This is a genomic window from Acidobacteriota bacterium (assembly GCA_016712445.1).
Classification (GTDB): Bacteria; Pseudomonadota; Alphaproteobacteria; order Caulobacterales; family Hyphomonadaceae; genus Hyphomonas.
In genome coordinates this window covers 1,664,397-1,687,479 of record JADJRB010000001.1, presented here as the reverse complement: position 1 = coordinate 1,687,479, position 23,083 = coordinate 1,664,397, and the positions used below count along the sequence as shown (strand labels likewise).

28 protein-coding genes and 1 other RNA gene are annotated in these 23,083 nt (G+C 64.9%); 13 read left to right on the top strand and 16 right to left on the bottom strand.

Features of this window, described 5'->3' with window-relative positions:
* Positions 1-82: 82 nt before the first annotated feature.
* Genes IPK75_08625 through IPK75_08615 form a run of 3 tightly spaced genes read left to right on the top strand, consistent with a single transcriptional unit; the run spans position 83 to position 3,019 of the window.
* Entirely contained in the window at positions 83-1,264 is a 1,182-nt protein-coding gene (locus IPK75_08625) for a VWA domain-containing protein (protein ID MBK8198422.1), read from the top strand.
* A gap of 49 nt (positions 1,265-1,313) precedes the next feature.
* Positions 1,314-2,216, top strand: a complete 903-nt coding sequence (locus IPK75_08620; GenBank protein MBK8198421.1) for an alpha/beta hydrolase — start codon at positions 1,314-1,316, stop codon at positions 2,214-2,216.
* Between the two features lie 17 nt (positions 2,217-2,233).
* Positions 2,234-3,019, top strand: a complete 786-nt coding sequence (locus IPK75_08615) for a crotonase/enoyl-CoA hydratase family protein (protein MBK8198420.1) — start codon at positions 2,234-2,236, stop codon at positions 3,017-3,019.
* A gap of 3 nt (positions 3,020-3,022) precedes the next feature.
* On the opposite strand, the gene IPK75_08610 is transcribed toward IPK75_08615, so the two are convergent.
* Genes IPK75_08610 through IPK75_08600 form a run of 3 tightly spaced genes read right to left on the bottom strand, consistent with a single transcriptional unit; the run spans position 3,023 to position 5,872 of the window.
* Positions 3,023-4,732, bottom strand: coding sequence for a DUF2207 domain-containing protein (locus IPK75_08610; protein MBK8198419.1), 1,710 nt, complete (start codon positions 4,730-4,732; stop codon positions 3,023-3,025).
* Positions 4,732-5,295, bottom strand: a complete 564-nt coding sequence (locus IPK75_08605) for a LemA family protein (protein ID MBK8198418.1) — start codon at positions 5,293-5,295, stop codon at positions 4,732-4,734. The genes IPK75_08610 and IPK75_08605 overlap by 1 nt, the downstream gene beginning before the upstream one ends.
* Positions 5,296-5,347: 52 nt before the next feature.
* Positions 5,348-5,872 carry a GNAT family N-acetyltransferase gene (locus IPK75_08600; GenBank protein MBK8198417.1) on the bottom strand — a complete coding sequence of 175 codons (525 nt, stop codon included), beginning with the start codon at positions 5,870-5,872 and terminating at the stop codon, positions 5,348-5,350.
* Positions 5,873-6,130: 258 nt separating this feature from the next.
* On the opposite strand from IPK75_08600, the gene IPK75_08595 reads away from it, so the two are divergent.
* Positions 6,131-7,384 (top strand): TCR/Tet family MFS transporter, encoded by a 1,254-nt coding sequence (locus IPK75_08595; GenBank protein ID MBK8198416.1) that lies wholly within the window; start codon positions 6,131-6,133, stop codon positions 7,382-7,384.
* Between the two features lie 61 nt (positions 7,385-7,445).
* On the opposite strand, the gene IPK75_08590 is transcribed toward IPK75_08595, so the two are convergent.
* The gene (locus IPK75_08590; GenBank protein ID MBK8198415.1) at positions 7,446-7,715 is read right to left on the bottom strand and encodes a hypothetical protein; all 270 of its coding nucleotides are present in this window, start codon (positions 7,713-7,715) and stop codon (positions 7,446-7,448) included.
* A 140-nt stretch (positions 7,716-7,855) separates the two neighbouring features.
* On the opposite strand from IPK75_08590, the gene IPK75_08585 reads away from it, so the two are divergent.
* A complete protein-coding gene (locus tag IPK75_08585; protein ID MBK8198414.1) occupies positions 7,856-8,386 on the top strand; it encodes an HAD family hydrolase in 531 nt (176 codons plus the stop codon).
* Positions 8,387-8,556: 170 nt separating this feature from the next.
* Positions 8,557-8,916 (top strand): hypothetical protein, encoded by a 360-nt coding sequence (locus tag IPK75_08580; protein ID MBK8198413.1) that lies wholly within the window; start codon positions 8,557-8,559, stop codon positions 8,914-8,916.
* A 4-nt stretch (positions 8,917-8,920) separates the two neighbouring features.
* Here the strand turns inward: IPK75_08580 and IPK75_08575 are convergent, their stop codons facing one another.
* From IPK75_08575 to IPK75_08540, 8 genes are all read right to left on the bottom strand, one after another.
* Complete coding sequence (locus IPK75_08575; GenBank protein MBK8198412.1) at positions 8,921-9,358, bottom strand: EVE domain-containing protein; 438 nt, start codon at positions 9,356-9,358, stop codon at positions 8,921-8,923.
* Positions 9,358-10,056 carry a DUF533 domain-containing protein gene (locus IPK75_08570; protein ID MBK8198411.1) on the bottom strand — a complete coding sequence of 233 codons (699 nt, stop codon included), beginning with the start codon at positions 10,054-10,056 and terminating at the stop codon, positions 9,358-9,360. Before IPK75_08570 ends, IPK75_08575 begins: the two co-directional genes overlap by 1 nt.
* Before the next feature lie 63 nt (positions 10,057-10,119).
* A complete protein-coding gene (locus tag IPK75_08565; protein ID MBK8198410.1) occupies positions 10,120-10,941 on the bottom strand; it encodes a DUF3445 domain-containing protein in 822 nt (273 codons plus the stop codon).
* Positions 10,942-10,945: 4 nt separating this feature from the next.
* Entirely contained in the window at positions 10,946-11,572 is a 627-nt protein-coding gene (locus IPK75_08560) for a class I SAM-dependent methyltransferase (protein ID MBK8198409.1), read from the bottom strand.
* Positions 11,572-12,291 (bottom strand): hypothetical protein, encoded by a 720-nt coding sequence (locus tag IPK75_08555; GenBank protein MBK8198408.1) that lies wholly within the window; start codon positions 12,289-12,291, stop codon positions 11,572-11,574. Before IPK75_08555 ends, IPK75_08560 begins: the two co-directional genes overlap by 1 nt.
* Positions 12,292-12,419: 128 nt before the next feature.
* Positions 12,420-13,205 (bottom strand): sulfite exporter TauE/SafE family protein, encoded by a 786-nt coding sequence (locus IPK75_08550; protein MBK8198407.1) that lies wholly within the window; start codon positions 13,203-13,205, stop codon positions 12,420-12,422.
* 10 nt (positions 13,206-13,215) lie between these two features.
* Positions 13,216-13,533, bottom strand: coding sequence for a hypothetical protein (locus IPK75_08545; protein MBK8198406.1), 318 nt, complete (start codon positions 13,531-13,533; stop codon positions 13,216-13,218).
* Positions 13,530-13,853 carry a helix-turn-helix transcriptional regulator gene (locus tag IPK75_08540; GenBank protein MBK8198405.1) on the bottom strand — a complete coding sequence of 108 codons (324 nt, stop codon included), beginning with the start codon at positions 13,851-13,853 and terminating at the stop codon, positions 13,530-13,532. Before IPK75_08540 ends, IPK75_08545 begins: the two co-directional genes overlap by 4 nt.
* Positions 13,854-13,928: 75 nt before the next feature.
* On the opposite strand from IPK75_08540, the gene IPK75_08535 reads away from it, so the two are divergent.
* The 3 genes from IPK75_08535 to IPK75_08525 all read left to right on the top strand — a co-directional run bounded on the left by IPK75_08535 (position 13,929) and on the right by IPK75_08525 (position 16,487).
* Positions 13,929-14,795 carry an MBL fold metallo-hydrolase gene (locus IPK75_08535; GenBank protein MBK8198404.1) on the top strand — a complete coding sequence of 289 codons (867 nt, stop codon included), beginning with the start codon at positions 13,929-13,931 and terminating at the stop codon, positions 14,793-14,795.
* Between the two features lie 67 nt (positions 14,796-14,862).
* Entirely contained in the window at positions 14,863-15,765 is a 903-nt protein-coding gene (locus IPK75_08530; protein ID MBK8198403.1) for a DMT family transporter, read from the top strand.
* A complete protein-coding gene (locus IPK75_08525) occupies positions 15,765-16,487 on the top strand; it encodes an N-acetylmuramoyl-L-alanine amidase (GenBank protein MBK8198402.1) in 723 nt (240 codons plus the stop codon). Before IPK75_08530 ends, IPK75_08525 begins: the two co-directional genes overlap by 1 nt.
* On the opposite strand, the gene IPK75_08520 is transcribed toward IPK75_08525, so the two are convergent.
* On the bottom strand, positions 16,457-17,317 hold the full coding sequence (locus IPK75_08520) for a YihY/virulence factor BrkB family protein (GenBank protein MBK8198401.1): 861 nt from the start codon (positions 17,315-17,317) through the stop codon (positions 16,457-16,459). The two genes, IPK75_08525 and IPK75_08520, sit on opposite strands and share 31 nt — an antisense overlap.
* Positions 17,318-17,676: 359 nt before the next feature.
* Here IPK75_08520 and IPK75_08515 point away from each other — a divergent pair, with 359 nt between their 5' ends.
* From IPK75_08515 to IPK75_08500, 4 genes are all read left to right on the top strand, one after another.
* Complete coding sequence (locus IPK75_08515; protein ID MBK8198400.1) at positions 17,677-18,255, top strand: hypothetical protein; 579 nt, start codon at positions 17,677-17,679, stop codon at positions 18,253-18,255.
* 87 nt (positions 18,256-18,342) lie between these two features.
* An RNA gene (rnpB, locus tag IPK75_08510) (RNase P RNA component class A) lies at positions 18,343-18,717 on the top strand.
* A gap of 165 nt (positions 18,718-18,882) precedes the next feature.
* Positions 18,883-19,506, top strand: a complete 624-nt coding sequence (locus tag IPK75_08505; GenBank protein MBK8198399.1) for a TetR/AcrR family transcriptional regulator — start codon at positions 18,883-18,885, stop codon at positions 19,504-19,506.
* Between the two features lie 188 nt (positions 19,507-19,694).
* Positions 19,695-20,405, top strand: a complete 711-nt coding sequence (locus IPK75_08500; GenBank protein ID MBK8198398.1) for a TetR/AcrR family transcriptional regulator — start codon at positions 19,695-19,697, stop codon at positions 20,403-20,405.
* Here IPK75_08500 and IPK75_08495 read toward each other — a convergent pair.
* From IPK75_08495 to IPK75_08485, 3 genes are read right to left on the bottom strand one after another with little or no spacing between them, the layout of a single operon-like run.
* Positions 20,318-21,334, bottom strand: coding sequence for a threonine aldolase (locus IPK75_08495; GenBank protein ID MBK8198397.1), 1,017 nt, complete (start codon positions 21,332-21,334; stop codon positions 20,318-20,320). The genes IPK75_08500 and IPK75_08495 overlap by 88 nt on opposite strands.
* 9 nt (positions 21,335-21,343) lie before the next feature.
* Complete coding sequence (locus tag IPK75_08490; GenBank protein ID MBK8198396.1) at positions 21,344-22,096, bottom strand: SDR family oxidoreductase; 753 nt, start codon at positions 22,094-22,096, stop codon at positions 21,344-21,346.
* On the bottom strand, positions 22,093-23,082 hold the full coding sequence (locus IPK75_08485; protein ID MBK8198395.1) for a sodium:calcium antiporter: 990 nt from the start codon (positions 23,080-23,082) through the stop codon (positions 22,093-22,095). The genes IPK75_08490 and IPK75_08485 overlap by 4 nt, the downstream gene beginning before the upstream one ends.
* Position 23,083: the final 1 nt, after the last annotated feature.

The window sequence follows — 23,083 nt, the reverse complement described above, 5'->3', positions numbered from 1 at the left end:
CCGGTCAGTTTTCGCTACGTCAGCTTGGACAGCGCGTCCCATGCGCGCTATCCTCAATTCCGAAACAGTACGGATATGGCCGATGTTCCTGAATTTCTTCAACGAACTGCGCGAAGCAAAAGTCCCGGTGACGCTGAAAGAATACCTGACCCTCATGGAGGCGATGGACAAGCAGGTCATCGCGATGGACGTCGAGGATTTCTACTATCTCTCGCGCGCCGCGCTGGTGAAGGACGAGCGCAACATCGACAAGTTCGACCGCGTTTTCAGCCATGTCTTCAAGGGCCTCGACACGCTCGCAGATGCGGTGAACGTGAAGGACCTGCCGGAAGAATGGCTCCGCAAGATGAGCGAGAAATTCCTGACGCCGGAAGAGATGGCCGAGATCGAGGCCATGGGCGGCTTCGAGAAGCTCATGGAGACGCTGAAACAGCGGCTTGAGGAACAGAAGAAGCGCCACGAAGGCGGCAACAAGATGATCGGCACCGGCGGCACCTCGCCTTTCGGCGCCAATGGCTACAATCCGGAAGGCGTGCGCATCGGGCAGGAGAAATCCCGCCACCGCAAGGCCGTGAAGGTCTGGGACAAGCGCGAGTTCAAGAATTACGACGACAAGGTCGAACTCGGTACACGGAACATCAAGGTCGCCATGAAGCGCCTGCGCAAATGGGCCCGCAAGGGCGCGCAGGACGAGCTGGACCTTGACCAGACCATCCGCAACACGGCCCGCAAGGGCTATCTCGACATCGAGATGCGCGCCGAGAAGCGCAACACCGTTTCCGTGCTCCTGTTGCTGGATGTCGGCGGCTCGATGGACCCCTATGTGCGGATCATGGAGGAGCTGTTCTCCGCCGCGAAATCCGAGATCAAGAACCTCGAATACTACTACTTCCACAACTGCCCCTATGAGGGCCTCTGGAAGGACAACCGCCGCCGGATGAATGCCCGCATCCCGACCTGGGATGTGCTCAACAAGTATCCGTCGGAGTACAAGGTCATCGTCGTCGGCGACGCCACGATGAGCCCCTACGAGATCACCTATCCGGGCGGCTCGGTCGAGCACTGGAACGAAGAGGCCGGCGGCCTCTGGATCCAGCGCTTCGTTGAACGCTACCCTCACTTCGTCTGGCTGAACCCGACCAAGGAAGGCGCCTGGGAATATACCGGCTCGATCAAGCTCATCCGTGAACTGATCGGGGAGCACCGCATGTTCGAAATGACACTGGGCGGGCTCGACGAGGCGATGAAGGAATTGAGCCGCTAGGTCCTGTCCTTCTTCGCGACACCACAGAAAAGCGACGGGAGGACTACACATGGCACGGATCGCGGCCAACGGCATCGAGATCGAATACAGGGAATACGGATCGAAGGACGATCCGTTGATGCTGCTGGTCATGGGCTTCTCGGCCCAGATGACGGCCTGGCCTGAAAGCCTCGCGGAAGGCCTTGCCGACGCTGGCCGCCGGGTTGTCGTGTTCGACAACCGGGATATCGGCCTCTCGACGGAATTTGCCGGCAAGACGGCGCCCTCGCCGCGCGACATCGTGAAAGGCATCGCCGCCGGCGAGCCGATGCACGCCAAGGTGCCCTACCTCCTCGAAGACATGGCCGCCGATGCCGCCGCCCTCATCACCGCGCTCGGCGCGGACAAGGCCGACATCATGGGCGCCTCTATGGGCGGCATGATCGTACAGCTGATGGCCCTGAACCATCCGGAGCGCGTGCGCACGCTGATCCCGGTGATGACGACCTCCGGTGACCCGTCCTTGCCGCCCTCCTCGCCGGAAGCTGCAGCCGCCCTGACCGCCGTTCCCGCCAAGCGGACGCCGGAGGCGATTGCCGAGATCGCGGTCCAGGGACGCGCCGTCTACGGATCGCACCCGGATATCCGGAATTCCGATGATGACATCCGCGCAAGTGCCGTGGCCGCCATGGCGCGTTCCGACCGGCCGGGGGGCGTTGCCCGTCAGTATGCGGCCATTCTCGCCCAGCCGCGCTGGCACGACCGGCTCGCAACGTTGGGCATGCCGACCCTGGTGCTGCACGGCGCTGCCGACACGCTCATCCGGCCTGCGGCGGGCGAAGACATCGCCCGGCGTATCTCCGGCGCCGAAATCGAGATCATCGACAAGTGGGGTCACGATTTCCCGGAGGCCGTTGTCCCGGTCCTGCTGAACCGTATCGTGCCCTTCCTCGGGCGCAACGCGCCGCGCTGAGTGGCGAGGACGTTCCCATGAGCACATCCCCTTCCCCCATCCGTACAAGGACGGAGGGCAACATCTTCATTGTGTCGATTGCCCGCCCGGCCGCGCGCAACGCGGTCGATCATGACACGGCCCTCGCGCTCTACGGCGCCTTCAAGGCCTTCGACGCTGACGAGGCGCTTTCCGTCGCCATCCTCACGGGCGAAGGCGGAAACTTCTGCGCAGGTGCAGATCTCAAAGCCGTCGCCACAGGCAAGGGCAATCCCACCCATACCGGCGGCGATCTCGGCCCGATGGGTCCCTCGCGCTTGCAGCTTTCCAAACCTGTGATCGCTGCGGTCGACGGATATGCCGTCGCAGGCGGGCTTGAACTCGCGCTCTGGTGCGACCTCCGGGTCGCCTCGTCCTCCGCCCGTTTCGGCGTGTTCTGCCGCCGCTTCGGTGTGCCGCTGATCGATGGCGGCACCGTGCGCCTGCCTCGCCTGATCGGCGCCTCGCGCGCGATGGACCTGATCCTCACTGGCCGCGAAGTCGGCCCGGGCGAAGCGCACGCCATCGGCCTCGCCAATTATCTGACGACGGAGGAAACCGCCCTGCCCCGCGCGCTGGAACTCGCGCGCGACATCGCCGCATTTCCGCAACTTTGCCTGCGCAAGGACCGCCTGTCGGCCATCGCGCAATGGAGCCTTAGTGAGGAAGAAGCGCTCGCGGCCGAATTTGAAGGCGGCTTCGATGTGCTGAGAGCCGGCAGCGCGCGCGACGGCGCCGCGCGGTTTGCGTCCGGAGAGGGACGCGGCGGAAAATTCGGGGACTGACGCCTACCAGCCGCCCCCGCCGCCGCCGCCGCCTCCACCGCCCGACGAGCCGCCCCCGCCGCTGCCTGACGAACTCGAGCTCTGCGGCAGTGAACTGCTGACCCCTGTGTTCATGCTCGACAGGATCGCATCGTTCATGCCGCCGACACTTCCAAACGACCGGTTGCCGAAATGGCCCCACGCCGGACTGTAGTGCTCAGCGATCTCGGGCAGCTGCTTCTCGAAATACTTCGTCCACGGCTTTTCGACATCCAGCGCCATCGCATAGGGCAGGAAGGCCTCGTAGCGCTCAAGGCTCATCGGTGGCGGCTGGCCGCTGCCGACCTTCACGGAATTCATCTGCAGCTTCTCGGCTGTCTCGAGATACAGCCGGAAGCCGGCGATCTCCGCGCGCACGTCCTGGCCTTTCGGCGTCGGTGCCGGCATCAGGTACATGAAGAGGCCATTGACGCCTGCAAAGGCAAGCACGATCAGCGTGTGCCACCCCGTCCAGTTCACGGCCTGCGAGATCGCGAACGCGACCGCGAGCGCGGTCATCAGGCCGGCAGCAAGGGTGTAGCCGACATTCCAGCGGAAATAATCCTTGCCGTACTTCTTGGCGACCGCCTGCTGGAAGGCGAGGTAGGCCTTGGTGAAATCCTCGTTGACCTTCTCGCCGAGCTTGAGGGAGGCGCTCCCCGAAAACAGGCTCGATTCGAGCCCGGCATCTTCCGGTGCCAGGATGCCCTTGTCCGAAGCCTTCCGTGTCAGGACGGTTGACTTCTTGTCGGAGGCGTCAATGTCGACAAGCCCCTTCACGCCCATGTTCATCAGTGTGGACACGAGCGCGGTGTGTCCCCGGAATCCGCGATAGTAGATGTGGTGGGCGGCCGCCGGCGAATAGCCCTTCGGCGGCTCGTAGCGCGGGAACAGTGGCGGCTTCGGCGGGTCCTGCCCCACTTTCTGGAAACTGCTCAACAGGAACAACAGCACACCCGCAAAGCTGGCGAGCAAGACGGCGAGCGCGCCATGACGGAACCACCAGAGAGTCCCCTTGTCACCCAGCGAGGGCGGGGCAATCACGCCCTTCGCCAGGCTGAGAGACACCGTCAGCCCCTCCTGCGAGCCGAGCGCGCGCGTCGTGCGCACCTCGTAGGCGCCGTCCGTTTCGCGCGCGGTGTAGTCGCTGCCCGCTTCCCCGATCCGTCCGGTATAGGCCGACTGCCCGGTGACCCGCGCACCGTCCGGCAGCGTGATGCGCACGGAAGCCTCGTCGATCGGCAGCAGCCAGTAGTTTCCGGTGACGTTCCAATAAAGTTCGTCGTGATCCTCGAAATACCGGATCTGGTTCTTCACCTCATACTCGATCTCGTAGGTATGCGCGCCATAGGTGATGTAAACGTCCGGGTCGCCGATACGTATACGGAAGGCATTGCCGTCGGTCTCGGTCTCATAGGGCTCACGCTCGCCGTCGCGCCGCACACGCTTCACATCGTACTGGTAGGGCAACTTGTCGCCTTCGTGGGCGTCGTCGGCATAGTAGCGTGGCAAGTCACGGAAGATGCCCCGCTGGATCGCCGATCCTTCTGAGAAAACCTCAAGCGTCTCCGAAACTATGATGTCCCCGTCCGCCTGAACCCTGATGGCGACGTCGAAGGAGCTGACCTTCTCTTCCGCCGCCGCTGTCAGCGCGAAGCAGCAGGCCGCAAGGGCCGCAAGCAGCGCGCGCACCATCAGCTGCTCCGCCCCAGATCGATTTTCGGCACGGCCCTGTCGGCCATGTCGATCTCGAAATAACTCCGCGCCCTGAACCCGAACAGGCCCGCGAAAAGGTTCGCCGGAAAGCTCTGCACGGCCGTGTTCAGCTCGCGCACCGCGCCATTGTAGAAGCGTCGGGCCATCTCGATCTTGGTCTCTGTATCTGACAGTTCCTTCTGGAGATCGGCGAAATTGCCGCTCGCCTTCAGCTCCGGATAATCTTCCGCAATCGCCATCATCCGGGCCACCGGTTGCGACAGCGCGCTTTCGGCGTCCGCCCGGCTGGCGGGGTCGTCGCCGGCGGCCATTGCTTTTGCCCGCTTCTCCGCCACGTCCGCAAACAGCGCGCGCTCGTGCGCGGCATAGCCCTGCACCGTGGTCACGAGCTGCGGGATCAGGTTCGCCCGCCGCTTCAGCTGCACGTCAATATCCGACCAGCCATTGCTGGCCATCTGCGCTTTCTGCACGAGCGTGTTGTAAGTGAGGATCACCCCGACGAGGACCAGCACCAGACCGGCGCCGAACAGGTAGACCAGCATGGATGCATCCTTCCGCGATCACACGCAGTCTAACCCGCCGCAACCCGTTCTGTTAAGGCGTTTCCGCCCGGGCCTGCCAGTCCGCACGGGTCATCTCCCAGACGAGGCTCGCCCGGGTCGAGCCGTCCGGCCGTGTGCTGACAACCTCGCCCATCCGCGTGAAACCCAGCCCGTCCAGCATCCGCTGCGTGGCGACGTTCTCAAGGCTGGCTGTCTCGCAGATCAGCTCGAGCCCTAACTCGTCGAACATCCAGCCGAAACTCGCCGCCGCCCCGCGCCCGCCTGTTCCCTGCCCATGCAACGACCGATGCAGCGCGCCGCCGAGTTCGCCCGCCCCCCACTGCGGCCAGACCTGCACGTCCGAATAACCCATCACCCTGCCCCCGTCGCCTTCGCGGACGAACAGCAAGCCGATACCGGTCTCCCGCTCGGCGAGATGGGTATCGATGAAGGCGGCCACGGTCTCCTGCGTGAGGGGACGCGGCAGTGTATAGATCGGGGCGTGGACCGCCGGATCGGACAGCAGCGCCAGCAAGGCTGGCGCGTCTTCAGTTCGCGCGAGACGGCTGTCGCCCATCCGGGTTGTCCGGCGCACCGCCGCGCGAATGGACTCGGCCTTCTCCGGTGAAACCGCGTGCCGCGTAAGGGGTATCTCGCCTGCCATCGGCGCCATATTCCGCGCTTGCACCCGCTGCATCAAGCCCCGTACCCAACCAGCCAGCGATCATTCATCGGCCGGCAGGCTTTTATTTTTCATTTTTGATAAATATTTTGACTTCGGACAATCAATATCGGAGATTGACCTCGCAAGCTGCCGCGCCGAAAGATGCCGCCGATGACCGATTCAGCCCCCGCGCGCGCCCACGGCAAGAATGCCTTTCTGTTCGTGGTTGTGGCGGTGACGCTGAACATGCTCGCCTTCGGCATCGTCATGCCAATCATGCCGTCTCTGCTGGCAGAACTCACCGGTCTGCCGGTCGAACTCGCCGCCCGCGAAAACGGCTGGCTGGCAATGACCTATGCCATTGCCAACTTCATCGCGATGCCTTTCCTCGGCGCGCTGTCGGACCGTTTCGGCCGCCGGCCGGTGCTGCTGGTCTCGATCGCGATGCTCGGGGTGGACATGGTGATCATGGGCCTCGCGCCTTCCGTCGCCGTCCTGTTCCTCGGGCGCGCGCTCGCCGGCTTCTTCTCGGCCACCGTCTCGGTCGCCAACGCCTATGTCGCCGACGTCACCGAACCGCGCGACCGGGGCCGCGCCTTCGGCATGCTCGGCGCCGCCTTCGGACTCGGCTTCATCCTCGGTCCGGTTTTCGGCGGGCTGCTCGGAGAGATCCACATCCGCCTGCCCTTCTTCGTCGCCGCCGTTTGTGCAGGCCTCAACTTCCTCTACGGCCTGTTCGTCATGCCGGAGAGCCTTGCCCCGGAAAACCGCCGCCCGCTGAGTCTCGCGCGGGCCAATCCGTTCGGCGCCGTGAAGCACTTCTCGAAGCTGCCTCGGGTCTACTGGTTCATCATCACGATCGGCGTGTTCCAGGTCGGACACGCGGTCTATCCCTCCACCTGGAACTATTACGGCGCCGCGCGCTACGGCTGGTCGGAATGGCAAATCGGCCTGTCGCTCGGCGCAGTCGGCATCGGCTCTGCGCTGTCGCAGGCCCTGCTCACCGGCATCATCATCAAGCGTCTCGGCGCCATGCGCGCGGCGGTTTTCGGCCTCGCGATGAATGCCGCCGCCATGGCGCTGTTCGCCTTCGCCTCGCAGGGCTGGATGGTCTACGCGATCCTCTTTGTGTCCGCGCTCGGCGGTGTCGCCATGCCGTCGATCAACACGATCACGTCCAATCTCACGCCGCCCAATGCGCAAGGCGAGCTGCAAGGCGCGCAATCAAGCCTGATGGCCTTCACCCTGATCTTCAGCCCGGTGCTGATGACGCAGGTGTTTGCAGAGTTTGCCGGGCCGGCCGCCCCGGTGCACATCCCCGGTGCCGCGTTCCTGCTGGCCGCCAGCTTCACGCTGCTGGCATTGTTGCCGCTGTATCAAGGCATCCGCGCAAACCGCGCCGCGCTGACCGAGGCCGACATCTAGTCCGGCGGACGGGCGCAGGCGGCCGGATGATCGTCCGCCTGCGCACCAATCCTCTGCCGGATCAGCTCTTCTTCATCACGAGGCTGGCAAGCGCCGCCAGCACCCCGCCGCCGATGCCGCCTTCTAGGAAGCTCTGGACATGCGCCATCAGGGCCGAGTCGCCCAGCAAAGGGCCGATGCCGGCTGCATTCGCGCCGTAATGGGCCGCCACACCGCCGAGCAGGCCGCCCAGCACGCCGCCGACACCGCTGCCACCGGCAAGGCGCGCGACCAGCGGGCCCAGCACCGTGCCGCCGAGGGCACTGACAATCAGGGGAATGTATTGTTCCATGGATTTCCTCCTTGTTTCCTCCCGTGAGGGCTCTTCGTCCCTTCACGGGCGCGACCTTCGCGCTGCGTCAAGCCGCCGTCCAGACGGTTCGCCATTCCGGCGAGGTTGCGGCGCGCGTCCAAGTCAGCCAAGAGGGGCGCATGAAGACCCATCGGCCCGCCCTTTTCCTTGACCGCGACGGCGTCATCAACGTCGACAAGGGCTATGTCAGCCGGGTCGAGGACTTTGAATTCGTGGAGGGCGCCGCCGAGACAATCGCCGCCTTCAATGCGCGCGGCTGGTATGTGTTCGTGGTCACCAACCAGTCGGGTATTGCCCGCAATTACTACACCGAAGCCGATATGCAGGCCCTGCACCACTGGATGGAAGCACGCCTCGCCGAGGCTGGCGCGCGGATCGACCGGATCTACCATTGCCCCTACCACGAAGAAGGCGAGAACCCGCGCTACCGGCGCGACAGCTTCGACCGCAAGCCGAAGCCCGGCATGCTGCTGCGCGCGATGGCAGATTTTCCCGTGAGGCGCGAGCAGAGCTTCCTGATCGGCGACAAGGACGCCGACATCGAAGCCGCCCGCGCGGCCGGTGTCGCCGGCTTCCTGTTCACCGGCGGCAACCTCGCCCAATTCGCAGAATGGACCCTCGCCGGATTTGAGGATGGGCACAGGGGGTGAACTTTAGTGAGCGACACGGCCGCACCTGCCTTTCGGCACTTCTCGAAAAGCGCGCACTGTGTTGGGATCGTCGTCTGATTTCCTGTCAGGAGTAACTTGTGGTTCGTTGTATTTCTGGCGCCGCCGCGCTTGCTCTGGTCGGCTCAATCGCCTCAGCCCAGCCCTATCAATTGAACGGCGGAAAGTGGGAAGGAACGCGCGTCACGGGCGCGATCGACTTCTTTGATGAGCAAGCCACGAGCGACTGCCTTGCAGGGGAGTCGGTCACAATCTCGAACGATCAGATCGCCGGCATGATCGAACCGCATGGGTCCTGCCAGCTCGGGGAACCCTCATCAGCAGCCAGCGGCGCAGATTTTGGCCTTACCTGCACAGGCGGCGAGATCGTTTCAGGCGACGTTCAAGTTGAAGCGACCGCAGAAAAGATCGAGATAAATGCGGAAGTCGAGTTCCCACTCGAGGACGGATCGACTTTGGACGGATACATCCTCTTGTCGCTGGAACGTACGGGCGTCTGCTCGCCCGGCTAGAAGTTCAAACCGCCCTCAGTGTCTTGGGATCAAGCCCGCCCATCCTGCAGACTTCTTTCCACTCCGCCAGCAACACTGGCTGCACCGAAAGGCGGAATGACGCCACGAGGCTCATCTCGGCGAGTTTCGGATTCTCCTTCACCGCCTTCAGCGTCACCGGCTTCGGCACCGGTGCCAGCGCCCGCACCGTCACGCAGTCCCAGCGCACATCGTCCGTGGTCGGATCAGGCGCCGACAGCGCGCACACCTCGACCACCCCGACGATCGCGAGCCCTTCATTGGAATGGTAGAAGAACGCCCGGTCGCCCAGCTTCATCGCGCGCATGTTGTTGCGCGCGGTGTAGTTGCGCACGCCGGACCACATCTCGCCCTCGGCGCCCTTCGCCACCTGCTGGTCCCAGCTCCACGCGTCGGGCTCGGACTTGAACAGCCAGTACTGCATCAGCCTTTCACTTCCTTGCGGATCGCTTCAGCATGCGCGTCTGCAATGCCGAGCTTGCCCGCCAGCCGCGTGAGGAAGGCCGCCTCGTCGCTGGTCGTATCCCCGGTCACGATGCACGCCGCCGTGTAGAGCTGCGCGGCATGGTTCGGCGAGAGCGCGCCCGCGGCAATCTTCGCCAGCGTTTCGGCCTCCGGCCGGTCATTCGCGAGAATGGCGCGGTCGCCCTTGCCGAGGCCGGCTTCCTTCAGCGCGCCTTCGATCACCACCTTCTCAGCCTCGTCCAGCACGCCGTCGGCCCAGGCCGCCGCCACGATCGTGCGCACCAGCGCTTCGGCAAATTCCGGCTCCGCGGTCTTCGCCGTCACGAAGCCAAGTTGCGCCGGCTTCACATCGGCGTCGGGCTTGCGGCCCTGCGACTTCATCCAGGCATGATAGGCCAGCGCGCCAAGGCCCGCCACGGCGCCGGTCTTCACCGTGCCGCCGATGAAGCGGCGCCCGCCTTTCGTGCCCAGCATCATTGCCGCGATCAGCGCGCCCGCGCCGGCTGCGGCGACCTGCGTATTGCGGTCCGTCTTCAGCCGCTCCAGCGCGGCCTCGCCGAGATCCTTGCCTTTCTTGACCTTGCCTTCGAGGTCGTATTCCTTCGCCGCTTGCTTGGCCTGCTTCTGCAGGTCGAGAAGGATTTGCTGGAAGTCCATGGCATGTCTCCGGTGGCTGATCGTCTGGTGGGGATGTAGGCCAAACCCGCCGCGCAGGAAAGCTCAAGCCGCCTGCCGCAACGCCGCGCGCACCAGCCGGTCGTAATGCGGCCAACCCTTGTAGTCCGCGAGCACCGGATCCACGCCTTCCCATGAGGACCGGAACGCTTCCACATGCACCGCGTCGGGCAGCGCCGCGCGCAGCGGATCCAGCACCGGCCGGATCGTGAACACCACCGCGCCCGTGCCCGGCAGTTTCGAGATCGTCTGGCGCTCCACACGCAGCCACAAGGCGTCGAGCGCGCCCTCGTCGGCAAGGCTCGCCGCGATCTGCTTGAACGGCGTCTGGCTGGGCGTGAACCGCGCGGTGCCCGGCTGGACCGTCCAGTTGAACCGCTCGAGCACCTGTCCGGGCTGGATTGCATCGAACATCCGGTGGATGCGCGAGACCAGCCCCGGATTCGCGCCCGGCACCGGCCCGTGCAGGCCGCCCAGCGGCTCGCCGAGCTTGTCCGCCAGCCGCCAGAAGGTCGGCGCACACAGGCTGGCGGCCTCAAGGCGCCACAGGCCTTCGCTGTCCTTGATCAGTACACAGAGGTCATCCGAAACTGCACTCGCCGCGCCTTCCAGCGCGCTCGCCCAGATCCCCTCGCCCGGCCCGGCAGCGGCCCGCACGGCGACGGCCAGCTCGTCCGTCGCCGCCTCACTGCCGGCGCGCGCACCATAGACTTCGTCGCGATGGCGCTGCATCACCGTGCGCTTCTCCGCGAGCCAGCCAGCAGCCTCGGTGTCCGGCACCAGCCAGGTTGCCGGATCGATAGGCTTCAGTCCGGGCGCCAGGCTCAGCGGTCCGTTCAGGAAAGGCAGGAAAGGCGGCCGGCGCATCGGGTCAGACGCGGCGCGCCGAACCCCAGCTGACATAGCCGGCAATCTTCGGCGTGTTCGGCAGGTACATGGTTTCGGCGTCATCGCTTTCGAAGCCGCCTTCGCGCAGCAGGCCCAGCGTGTCGCGCGTCAGGTGGCAGCCGCCTGCCAGCGGCTTCCAGACGGGCTCGACCCGGCGCTGCCATTTCGCAATCCCGGCGTCCGGCGCCAGCCCATGCTCGGAGAACAGGATGCGCCCGCCGGGCTTCAGCACGCGCCGCGTCTCCGCCAGCGCGCTCTTCCAGTCCGGTATCGTGCACAGCACAAAGGTGATCACCGCCGTGTCAACCGATCCGTCCGCCAGCGGAACATGTTCGGCGCCGCATTCCAGGAACTCGATACTCTTGCCGATTCCCAGCTCGCCCGCCGTGCGCTTTGCTTTCACCACCATGCCGGGCGCCGGTTCCAGCGCGTAGAGCTTCTCGACCTTACCGGCATCGTACATCGCGAAATTGGTGCCCGACCCGCAGCCGAGTTCCAGCACAACGCCTTCCGCCTTTGGAACAACCTTGGCGCGCTGCTTCATGATCGGCCGCGTCGAACACGCACAGGCGATCAGGTTCGGAACGACATAGCGCTCCCAGGGATTCATCAGTTTGATCCGTTGATCGGCTTGAAGCCAGGATAGGCCTGGTCCTGGATCTTCAGCTTGGTCGCCTCGTTCGGCCGCGCAATCAGCGCGTCCTGCGTAATCGAGACTTCGTACTCGAACCCGTCGCCCATCGGCTGATAGGTGGCTGAGCCATATTCCGCATCGATCCCGAAGTTCGAGCCATACTTGGCGGCGAGGCCGCCCACATCGATGCCGGGTTCGGTCTCGACAATCTTCAGCCCGTCAATCTTGCCTTCAGTGACGACGTCGGACGAGAACTGCATGTTGTCCAGCGAGCGCATATGCTCGAGCCGATAGATCGAGTCATATCCGAGGATGTTAGCCATCGGTTTGAACTTGATGACCTTCGCGCCGATCTGCCATTCGTTGCCGTGGAACACCGGCGCAGTGCCATCCGCCTGCAAAAGTGTCTGACCGTCGGAGAAGACCACGTCGGCGCGGTAGGCATTGGCCTGGTCCGGCAGGGCGGTGAACTTCACGGTCGCCACCGGGCGCTCATAGGTGAGGCGCTTGTAGGTCTGGATGTTCAGGCCCGCGAAGGCGATCACCCCGGCCAGGCCTAGGAAGCCCGAACCGAAGGCGAGGCGCGCGACGCCCGCGAACGGCTTCAGCCCGGCCATCTTCGCAAAGCCCGCAAACAGCAGGATCAGGCCCAGCACGCCGGCGACCGACGGCAGAATCCACCAGATCAAGCTCATCAGATGTCTCCCAACTGACCGCGCGCCCTGCGCTGCGGCTTGCCAACCCACACCGGGCTTATATCAGCCCTCTTTCCCGGATTTTAGCAACCTTTCGCAGGTCTGCTGTGATTGGTTCAACGCCCCGGTCAAAGCGCCGTTCCGGCTTTCCACCCGACATAGAGGGCGACCGCCACGATCAGGACCGCGAAAGCCGTGCGGGCCAGACGCACCCGGCTCGCGAGGGCGCGCGAGACGAGGATGCCAAGGCCGCCGCCCGCCGCTCCGCCCGCCAACAAGAGGCCCGCGAGCCTGAGGTCGATTTCGCCGTGCAAGCCGTAGTTCATCGCGGTCGCGGCGCCAAACACCGCGACCGAGACCAGTGACGACGCCGTCGCATTCGCCAGCGTCATGCCGGTCGCCGCCATCAGGCCCGGCACGATCAGGAAGCCGCCGCCGATCCCGAAAAATCCCGCCGCCCCGCCGACACCCAGTCCGAGCGGCGCAATGCGTCCGACGAGGCGCGGCGTCAGGTGCACGGACGGATCGCCTTCCGTCTTCGGCTTGCGCAGCATCGACAGGCCGATCGCCGCCATCGCGGCGGCGAAGCCAACCAGCAGCCAGTCGCCCGGCACCCGCAGCGCCAGCGTCGAGCCGGCGAGCGAACCGAGGAATCCCGAGATCGCAAACACGGTCGCACACGGCCATTTCACGCGCCCCTCGCGCCAGTGACCAGCCAGGCTGACAAGCGCAATCGCGGCCACCGCTGCGGCTGATGTGCCGATCGCGACATGCGGTTCGGTAACGCCCACGATATAGATCAGCAGCGGCGCCGCGAGCACCGATCCCCCGCCCCCGAACGTGCCGAGGAACAGCCCGATCAGCGCGCCGCTGAGCAGCGCCGCCACAATGACCGAAGGCACGAGCTCGATCATGTCCGGCCGCTCAGCCCACCACCGGCAGTCCGGCTTGTTTCCAGCCTTCGATGCCGCCGTCGAGGATCAGCGCCGGACCATCGACGCGCGCCTCGAGGCGTCCGCAATGGGTCTGGGTGCGCATGCCCGACTTGCAATGGAACACGGCCGTGCGCCCGGCCTCCAGCCGCAGGTCGGCGGCTTCCAGGCCCGACAGCGGCAGCGAGATCGCGCCGGGAATGTGCTCGCGCGCATACTCGTCCGCCTCGCGGATATCGATCAGGTGATAGCGCCCCGCCTTCACGCCTTCGGCTGCGCTGCGGGGGTCAATACGGGTCAGGTTGCTCATGGCATCACTTCCTTCGGACAGAATATCCCGGCCAAGGTCTCGATGATCTGCACCGCCGCCGGGTCGGCGATGCGGTAATGGATGCTCTGCCCTTCCCGCCGGGTCGCCACGAGGCCGTCCTCCCTCAGCACCGCCAGGTGCTGCGACAGGGCGGACTGCGACAGCGTCGTCCCGGCCAGCAACTCACCGGCCGGCATCTCCCCGCCGCCGAGGCGGCAGAGGATCATCAGGCGGTGCTCGTTGGACATCGTGCGCAGCAGCCTTGCGGCTTCACCGGCGCGTTCCCGGAACAGGGCGGGGTCGAGGGTCATCGCTTTCATGTCGCCAATATATTAGGTCTTGCTAATTTAGCAATAGATAATATATCTTCGTCACAACATGAAAGGAGACGCCCCATGGCGAACCTCAAGGCCTTCTTCGATACGGCGACAAATACCGTCACCTACCTAGTCTGGGACCCGGCAACGCGCGCCGCGGCCATCATCGATCCCGTGCTCGACTTCGAACCGAATGCGGCCGGCCTCACCACCGGTTCCGCCGATGCCGTGCTGGCCGCTGCCGCCGGGCTAGACCTGCACATCGACTGGATCCTCGACACCCACGCGCATGCCGACCACCTCTCCGGCGCCGACTACCTGCGCCGCCGCACCGGCGCGAAGATCGGCATCGGCGCCCACATCACCGAAGTGCAGGACGCCTTCCGCCCGATGTTCGGCGCCGCGTCCGACACCCCCGGCGCCGGCGTGTTCGACGTGCTGCTCCAGGACGGCGACACGCTCCCGCTCGGCGAGCGCACGATTTCTGTCCTCCACACGCCCGGCCACACGCCCGCCTGCGTCACCTATGTGATCGACGGCATGGCCTTCGTCGGCGACACGCTGTTCATGCCGGACTATGGCACCGCCCGCGCCGACTTCCCGGGCGGCGACGCGGCCACCCTCTACCGCTCGATCCAGAAGATCCTCGCGCTGCCGCCCGAAACCCGCATCTTCGTCGGCCACGACTACCTGCCCGCCGGGCGCGACACCTTCGTCTGGGAAACCACCGTCGCCGAGGAACGCGCCCGCAACGTGCATGTCCATGACGGCATCAGCGAGGCCGATTTCGTCGCCCTGCGCCGGGCCCGCGACAAGACGCTCGCCGCCCCGCGCCTGATCCTGCCTTCGTTGCAGGTGAACATCCGCGCCGGCGCCCTCCCGCCGCCGGAAGGCGACGGCAAGGTCTACCTCAAGCTGCCGGTGAACCGTCTCGGCGCTGTCTGATTCTGTCACGAAAGTTCACCCCGCGTCCCCCCTGCACGGGCCGGGAAAAGACTGATAGGGCGGGCCGATGTCCTTGCGCGACTTCGGCCTGCTCTTTCTTGTCTGCTTCGTCTGGGGCGTGAACCTCGTGATGACCCGGTGGGTCGTCGCCGACTTCCACGTCCCGCCGCTCTTCTTCGCCGCCGTGCGTTTCCTCGGCGTGGCGGTCGTGCTGATCCCGTTCCTGCGCCCGGTGCCGAAGAACCTCGTCACGCTGTTCATCATCGCGATGCTGATCGGCTGCCTCAACTTCGCGCTGCTGTTCGTCGGCCTCGCCAATGCGGATGTCTCCGCCGCCGCCGTCACCGGCCAGCTCGGTGTGCCGATGTCGACCATCATGAGCATGATCTTCCTCGGCGAGCGCATCCGCTGGCGCCGCGGCCTCGGCATCGCCCTCGCCTTTGCCGGTGTCGTCGTCATCGCCTTCGACCCGAACTCCTTCAGCCTCAGCTACGGCCTGTTCCTGATCTTCTGCGCCGCCGTGCTTGGCTCGGCGGGCGGCATCGTGATGAAGCGCATGCCCCCGATGGGCGCCTTCAACCTGCAGGCCTGGGTCGGCCTCTTCAGCTTCGCGCCGCTGTTCGCCATTTCGGCCCTGCTCGAAACCGGCCAGGTCTCCGCCTACCTCGCCGGCGGCTGGCCGGTCTGGCTCGCCAGCGCCTTCGCGGTGCTCGGCGTGTCGGTCTTCGCACACTCCGCCTTCTACACGCTGGTCAAGCGCTACGAAGTCTCGATGCTTTCGCCCCTCACCCTGATGACCCCCCTCTGGGGCGTCCTGTTCGGCGTCAAGCTGCTGCACGAGCCCTTCACCTGGAAACTCGTCATCGGCGGCGCCGTTTCCCTCGCCGGGGTCTTCCTCATCGCCATCAGGCCGAATACGATGCTGCCGGAAGCGGCCCTCGGCAAGAAACTCGGGGCCGGGGATTCCTGATGCAGATCGAAGACGCGCCGAGCCCCAACCATGACACGCGCCGCCATGCGGTCGACATGCTCGTCCTGCACTATACCGGCATGCAATCCGGCGAAGCCGCCCTCGCCCGCATGCGCGATCCCGAGGCCAAGGTCTCGGCACACTACATGGTCTGGGAAGACGGCCGCATCTCCCGCCTCGTGCCAGAGTCCGAGCGCGCCTGGCATGCCGGCCTGTCGACCTGGCAGGGCGACGACGATCTCAACTCCCGCTCCGTCGGCATCGAGATCGTCAATGGCGGCCACGATTTCCCGCTCCCCGGCGGTGCGCTGCCGCCCTATCCGGATGTGCAGGTGACCGCCGTGATCGCGCTCGCCCGCGAGATTGTCGAACATCACCGCATCAGGCCGGACCGGATCGTCGCGCACTCGGACATCGCCCCGAAGCGCAAGATCGATCCCGGCGAGCATTTTCCGTGGGCGCGTCTTGCCGGCGCCGGCCTCGGCCTCTGGCCGCCCGAGGAAGCCGGCGCCGGCTGCGTCTGGATGGGCGGCGATCCCGGCGGCCTCAACCGCCAGCTCGCTGCCATCGGCTACGATATCTCGGACGTGCCCGCCACCTTGCGCGCGTTCCAGCGCCGCTTCCTGCCGGACGCCGTCACCGGCATGGCAGACGCACGCACCCTGCGCCGGCTGGCGCAGGTGGCCGATGCCTATTCCGCAGCGTCCTCGCCCCAGGCCTGAGACCATTCGACCGCCAGCGCGGCACCGAGCAGCAGCGCGTTCACCGAAGCCGACAGCCAGATGAAGCCCAGGATCACCGACGCCAGCGCGCCGTAGAGTGTTCCGAGTACGGAATAATGCAGGTAGAGCTGGAACAGGAACGTGGCCAGCATGAAGGCGACCGTCGCCGCCGCCGCCCCGGCGGCAATCGCGCGCGAGCCCTTCTCGATATGCCCGCGCAGGCTGAGCACGAGGATGACGTAGAAAACGGCAAACCCGCCGATGCCCTTCGTAATCCACAAGGTGTCGGCCAGCACCGCAATGTTGTGCGCGAACGTGCCCATCGCCGCCCCGCCCGCCTGCGCGATGACCGTCACCACCAGCTGCAGCGCGCCGAGCAGCCACACCATCAGCACCAGCGCGCCGGTCAGCAGCAATGACACGCCCTGGAAGCGCGCGAAGCGTGTCCGCCCCTGCGTGCCGGCAATCATCCGTATGCCGGTGATCGCCGCCTTGGCGCCGGAATTTGCGGTCAGCATCACGAGGATCACCGCCACGAAGGCGCGAAGGCTGAGGCCCACCGGCGTCATGTCGCGGATCGTCTGGATCTCGCTGCCCGTCAGGGGCTCGACCGACTCGGTGAAGAAGTTGCTGATCGGCGTCGCCAGCTGCGTCGCCAGTTCCGGCGGCAGGAACACGCGCAGCAAGGTCAGCGTCAGGTAGATCAGCGGGAAAATCGAGAACAGCGCGTAGAAGGCGATGCCGCCCGTGACGATGCGCACATCCGGCCGGAACAGGCGCACGACCGCACGCCGGGCAGGAAGGATCACATCGCTGCGCCAGCTTTCCATGAAGGTCGCCTTTCCTTCCGCGGCCGGCACCCGAATGCCGGGCAACCTGCGTACGTCCGAACGTTCTACGCAGATGAAGTTTCCGGGCACTTACCTTTTCGTTAATCGCGCCGCATCAGCGCAAAGCGGCCGGTTTTGTTGCACAAGTTCGCGCGAACGCAGCGATGCCTGCCGTGGGCGAAGGCGCCGCGCCAGCGAGGTGCAGGCGTGCGGGCCGCGCGCGAAGCTGTCAGATTCCCTGCCGCAACAGGGCTCAGGCAGGGGCCGTGCGGGAGCGGTAAGCCGATACCGGACGCGCCGCGAGATTTTTTTTAGCCGTTTGAATCCGGCAGGGTCCGCAGCGGATTTAGGATGTCCGTATGCACATGGCCGTCCTGCCGCTTCCAGATCTGTGGCGCCTCTTCGTGCGCCATCACGGCGCGCTGTGCGGCTTTGCCCGCGCGCACCAGTCGCTGTGGACGCCGGAAATCCGCCGCATGGCGCTGCACGCCCTCGCGTTCATTTCCGCGATGCTCCGCAGGCTGATCCATCTCGAGGCAATGGAGATCACGGTCCTTCCCTGCCCGCCGCGTGACCCAGCCGCCAGGCTGTCGCCCCTTGGCGCCTCGGCGCCGGCGCGTCCGCCCTTGAGGTTCCGGCTGACCGAGACACCCCGCCGGCGCGCGCGCCCGGCCGCAATCGGCGGGCGGGCTCCCGATTCGCCGGACCTCAGCCATGCCCTGTTTCTCGAACGCCTCGGCCGGCTCGCATCGGTCTACCGCGCCCGTCACCGGATCGCACGGCGTCTGGCCCGCCGGGTCCGGTCCGGCTGCGCCCCGTTGAGGCGCCCCGCCTTGCCGGCCCGCATCCACCGGCGCGCGCCGCAGATCTTCATCGAAGAGCTCGCAGCCCTCGATCGAAGGATCGCAACTAGGGATAGTCCCCTATGTTCTGCGTAATAGTACGCATCCATTATGTCTTGGCGGCCATCAGGAGGCGTCCCGTGCTTTTCCCGAACGACAATTCGGCCTATAAGCCTGCCCGGACCAGAAAGCCGGGCAGCCGCTGGCACGTGGGTAACTGCGTGCTGGAGGAAAGTCCGGGCTCCAGAAAGACAGGGCGACGGCTAACGGCCGCCCGGCGCAAGCCGAGGGAAAGTGCCACAGAAAGCAAACCGCCTTGCGGCTTCGGCCAAGAGGTAAGGGTGAAAGGGTGGGGTAAGAGCCCACCGCAGGCCTGGCAACAGGGCTGGCAAGGCAAACCCCGCCCGGAGCAAGACCAAGTAGGGGGCACACATGGGTTGTCTGACACCCGTGCCCCGGGTGTGTCGCGTGAGGCGTTCAGCGATGAACGTCCCAGAGGAATGGCTGCCAGACCCCGCAAGGGGCGAACAGAACCCGGCTTACAGGCTTTCTGGTCCATTTTTTCTCGAACTTTTTATGCCTTGTACCGCAACTGCGTGACAGTCAGCGTTGACCAATACAATAGGCGTTTCCCCTAAAGAGAGAAAATGGATTCATTTTTTCTCCTATAGCGGACCCTTTATCTCAAGTTCATCCAAGAGTTGAATTTTTCGGAGTCTTACAATGTCCAGACCAGCCGGTGCTCGCAACCACGATTTCGACGAGAAACGTAGCGCGCTGCTCAACACGCTGACCGACTACGGCTTGAACGCCGCACTGACCCGCCCCTCGCTGCGCCAATTCGCGATCGCGGCCGGCCAATCTGAGCCGACCCTTCGTCATTATTTCGGTGACCGTCAGCACTTGGTCATCGAGATCGTCGAGGAGATTGCTAGGCGCGCAAGTGCCGTCTGGAGTGAGGTTGCCAAACCTGCCGCCGGGCCGGTCCCCGCCGTGCGCGAATATCTCGCTTTCGCCGAAAAAGGCATGATGAATGGCGCCTCCACGCGTGCCCATGCCTTCGGCTTGATTGAGGGTTTCGCAGATCCCGTCGTTGGCAGGGTTTATCTGGATGTAATGCTCCAGCCATCACTCGAGGCCTTCAGTGAAAAACTGCAGGCGACACCGGGCACGCCGACCGATCCGTCGGAGCTTCACGCCGCAACGCTTGTGGCGACGGCACCGATCATCCTGATCGGACTTCTCCAGGTCGTGCTCGGGGGCGGCGAACTCCCGATGCACGTCGGCGCGACTTTCGAGCATCTGCAGGATCTGCTGTCGCGCGCCTTCTCGGCGCCGGCCGAGTAGCCGGACTGATTTCGCTGAGCGTTCGAATGATGCCCCTGACAAATTTGGCGTGACATTCGGATAGGGTGACCTAATTCAAAACAAGAGTCATCTAGACGACACAACTCAAGGCAAGACTCCGACCAGAAATTCTACTTATAATTGTATTCTATATAGAAGACAATACGAAATCAACGGAGAATTGAACCTTGCCAAGACGAGCCGGAGCCCGAAATCAGGATTTCGGGGAGAAGCGGGCTGACCTGCTCGACGCTCTCACCGACTACGCAATCGCCGCGTCGCTGACGCGGCCTTCGCTGCGTCAGTTTGCAATGGCGGCTGGTCAGTCGGAGCCAACGCTTCGCCACTACTTCGGCGATCGCCAAGGGCTTGTGATCGAAATCATTGAGAACATTTCGGTGCGGACGGCCGACACTTGGCAAGAATTGCGCGTGCCAGCCGAAAGCCTGCAGTTTGCAATCAGGGACTTTCTGGATGCTTCAGAGTCCGGCCTGAACGACGGCCTGTTCATTCGCGCGCACGCCTTCGGAATTATTGAAGGGTTCGCAGATCCGGTCGTCGGGCGTGTGTATCTCCACAAGATGCTGGAACCATCGCTCTCGAACCTGCAAATCAAACTGCGGTCATCTCCCGGAGGTCAGCGCGACGAAATCGAACTGCGCGCCGCGTCGCTCCTCGCAACCGCGCCGCTTTATGTGATCTCGGCGCACCAGTATTTGCTAGGTGGCAAGGAAGATTTGCCGATCGAGGTTTCCGCTGTCTACCGTCATTTTCAGAAACTTCTGGGCGCCGCATTCGCCAACGAAAATGATCAGAGCACGGCAAGAAGTTCGGCGACTTCGCTCCCGCTCGTGGACCAAGACGCAACAAACCGCGAAGATCCCCCTGGCCAGGGATAGAACACGGCGCCGGCCGTCTTCAATTTCTGTACGGCGTCCGGCGGCAGCAAGGCGAAAACTTCATTGCCCTCGCGTGGAAAAGCCAGTTTGAACCCTTTCCGCTCAAGGCCTTCGGCAAGGATTCCCGCCATCCGGTTCGCGTGACCCGCAAGTTTCAGCCAGAGGCCGTCGGTCAACATCGCTTCAGCCTGCGCCGCCAGGAAACGCATTTTAGGCGGCATGTGGCCGGACCGCTTCGCCCTCACCCGCAACTCCGCCGCCTTCGTTCGGGCGGCGCCAAACAGAAGGATCACTTCGCAGCCCGCCGCACCTGTCTTCGTCAAGCCAAGCGTCAGGACATCGACACCCGCACGCCAGCTGAGTTCGGCTGCGGAATTCGCGGTCCCCGCAATCGCATTGGCGAAGCGCGCGCCGTCGACGTGAAAAGCAAGCCGCGCATCTTTCGCCGCCTGTCCGAACGCCGACACTTCCTCCCGGCGGTAAGCCATGCCGCACTCGGTGAGATTGGTGAGGGAAAGCACGTGAACCGGCGTTTCGTGAACAAAGGCCGGATCATTGCCCCGGACCGCATCGGTAAAGGCGCCGGGATCGATCTTCGCGCCGAAGCCGGGCAGCAAGCGGAGCTTGCCCCCGCCGGAAAAGAATTCCGGGGCGCCGCGTTCGTCGCGCTCGATGTGCGCTTCCTCATGGCAGAGGATCGCGCCGGTCGGCGGGCAGAAACAGGAAAGCGCGAGGGCGTTGGATGCGGTGCCAGAGGCGGTCAGCCAGAAATCGAAATCCTCGGTGTCAAATGTCCGTGCAAGGACTTCCCGGAGGCGGGCGGTGACAGTGTCCGCACCGTAACTGGCCTCGGCCCCTGAATTGGCGCGGACCATGGCCTCAAGAACAAGCGGATGCGCCGGCGCAATCGTGTCGGATGCAAAGTTCAAGGGAGTGCCTCAGAGTTGGGTATCAGGGGTTTGCCACATCAGGTGCTGTCCCCCGTCGGCCGCAATCATCTGACCGGTGACGCTGGCGGCGGAAATGAAATAGCGCAAGGCGCGTACGATCTCGTCCGGACTGGAGCCCTCGCCGGTCAGCGTGGCGGCCTTCTCGGCGGCAAATTCCGCCGCAGACTGATGAATGCTCTGCAGCGTCGGGCCGGGGCCGATGGCGTTGACACGGATATCAGGCGCCAGCGCCTGCGCGAGCGTCTGGGTCGCTTGCCAGAGCGCCGATTTGGAAAGGGTATAGGTGAAGAACTGCGGTGTAAGTTTCCAGACGCGCTGGTCGATCAGGTTGACCACGAGGCCCTTCCCGCCCGCCGGAAGCGCGCGGGCCAATTGCTGGGCCAGGTGAATCGGCGCGCGCAGGTTGGGCTCGAAATGATGGTCCCAGTCGGCGCGCGAATGATCGCTTGCCGTATCATCCGCGAAGGTCGACGCCGAGTTGACGAGCAAGGTGATTGGCCGGCCGATCAGGCGCGCTGCTTCGGCGACGAGTCCGCTGCGGGCGTTTTCGTCGGACAGGTCGCAGTTGATCGACTGCGCCTTGCCGCCCGCCTGGCGGATGGCGGCGCAGGTCTCCTCGGCGCCCGTCCGGGAGCCGCGAAAATGGACGGCAACGTTCCAGCCATCGGCGCCCAGCGCTTCGGCCATCGCCTTGCCAAGCCGCGCACCGGCACCGGTGACGAGGGCGCCGCCGGGCGTCATCCGCGCACGGCTTCGAACAGGCCGAGGAGGCTGACGCCGTTCACGAGGCCATAAAGATAGACCGCATACAGAAGAAGCAGGAACACGCCGAGCAAGCGGCCGATGCGTGCCCGCGTCAGGATCAGGAGTGCAAGTATGATGGCAGAAAGGCCCATGACCCAATGGTCGTAACGTTTGAACAGCTCTGCGATCTCGACCGTGCCGCTCATCGCAACGATACCGCCGGCGCCAAGGATGTTGATGACGTTCGAGCCGAGGATATTGCCGACCAGCACATCGCCGCGCTTGCGGAAGGCGGCGGCGAGCGAAGCGCCGATCTCGGGCAGCGACGTGCCGACCGCAAGCAGCGTGAGGCCGATATATTCTTCCGGCACTTCGATCCGCCGGGCCAGACTTTCCGCATTGGTGACGATCAGGCCCGAGGCGAACCCGAGCAGGATGACGCTGGCCGGCAGGTACACCAGCGCGCGCCAGAGCGGCGGCCCGACAGATTCATGGTCGCGCACGCCGGTCGGCTTGCCCGCCACTTCGTCCCGGCGCGCGGCGAACAGGCTGAGGCCGGTATAACCGATCAGGATGAGGAGGAAGCAGATGCCGACCAAGGGCGAGAGCGGCATGATGGCCGTCATCCCGATCCAGAGCGCGGTTGCCAGAAGGGCGGCGAACAGGGCGCGCCCCTGCCCCGGCCCGCCGGCGGTGATCGGGAAGATCAGGGCGGGAACGGCGAGGACGAGGAACACGTTCGCGATGCTGGAGCCGACGATATTGCCGACCGCCAGGCCCGGATTGCCGCTGAACGCGGCGCTGACGGACACCAGGATTTCAGGCAGCGACGTGCCGAGCGCGACGATGAAGATGCCTGCGATGAGCGGGGTTGCCCCAAGGGCGCGGCCGGTTCGCACGGCGCCGCGAACCAAAAGGTCGCCGCCAAGGGCCAAAAGGACGAGACCGCCAATCAGCGACGCGACCTGGATCAGGTCGGGCATG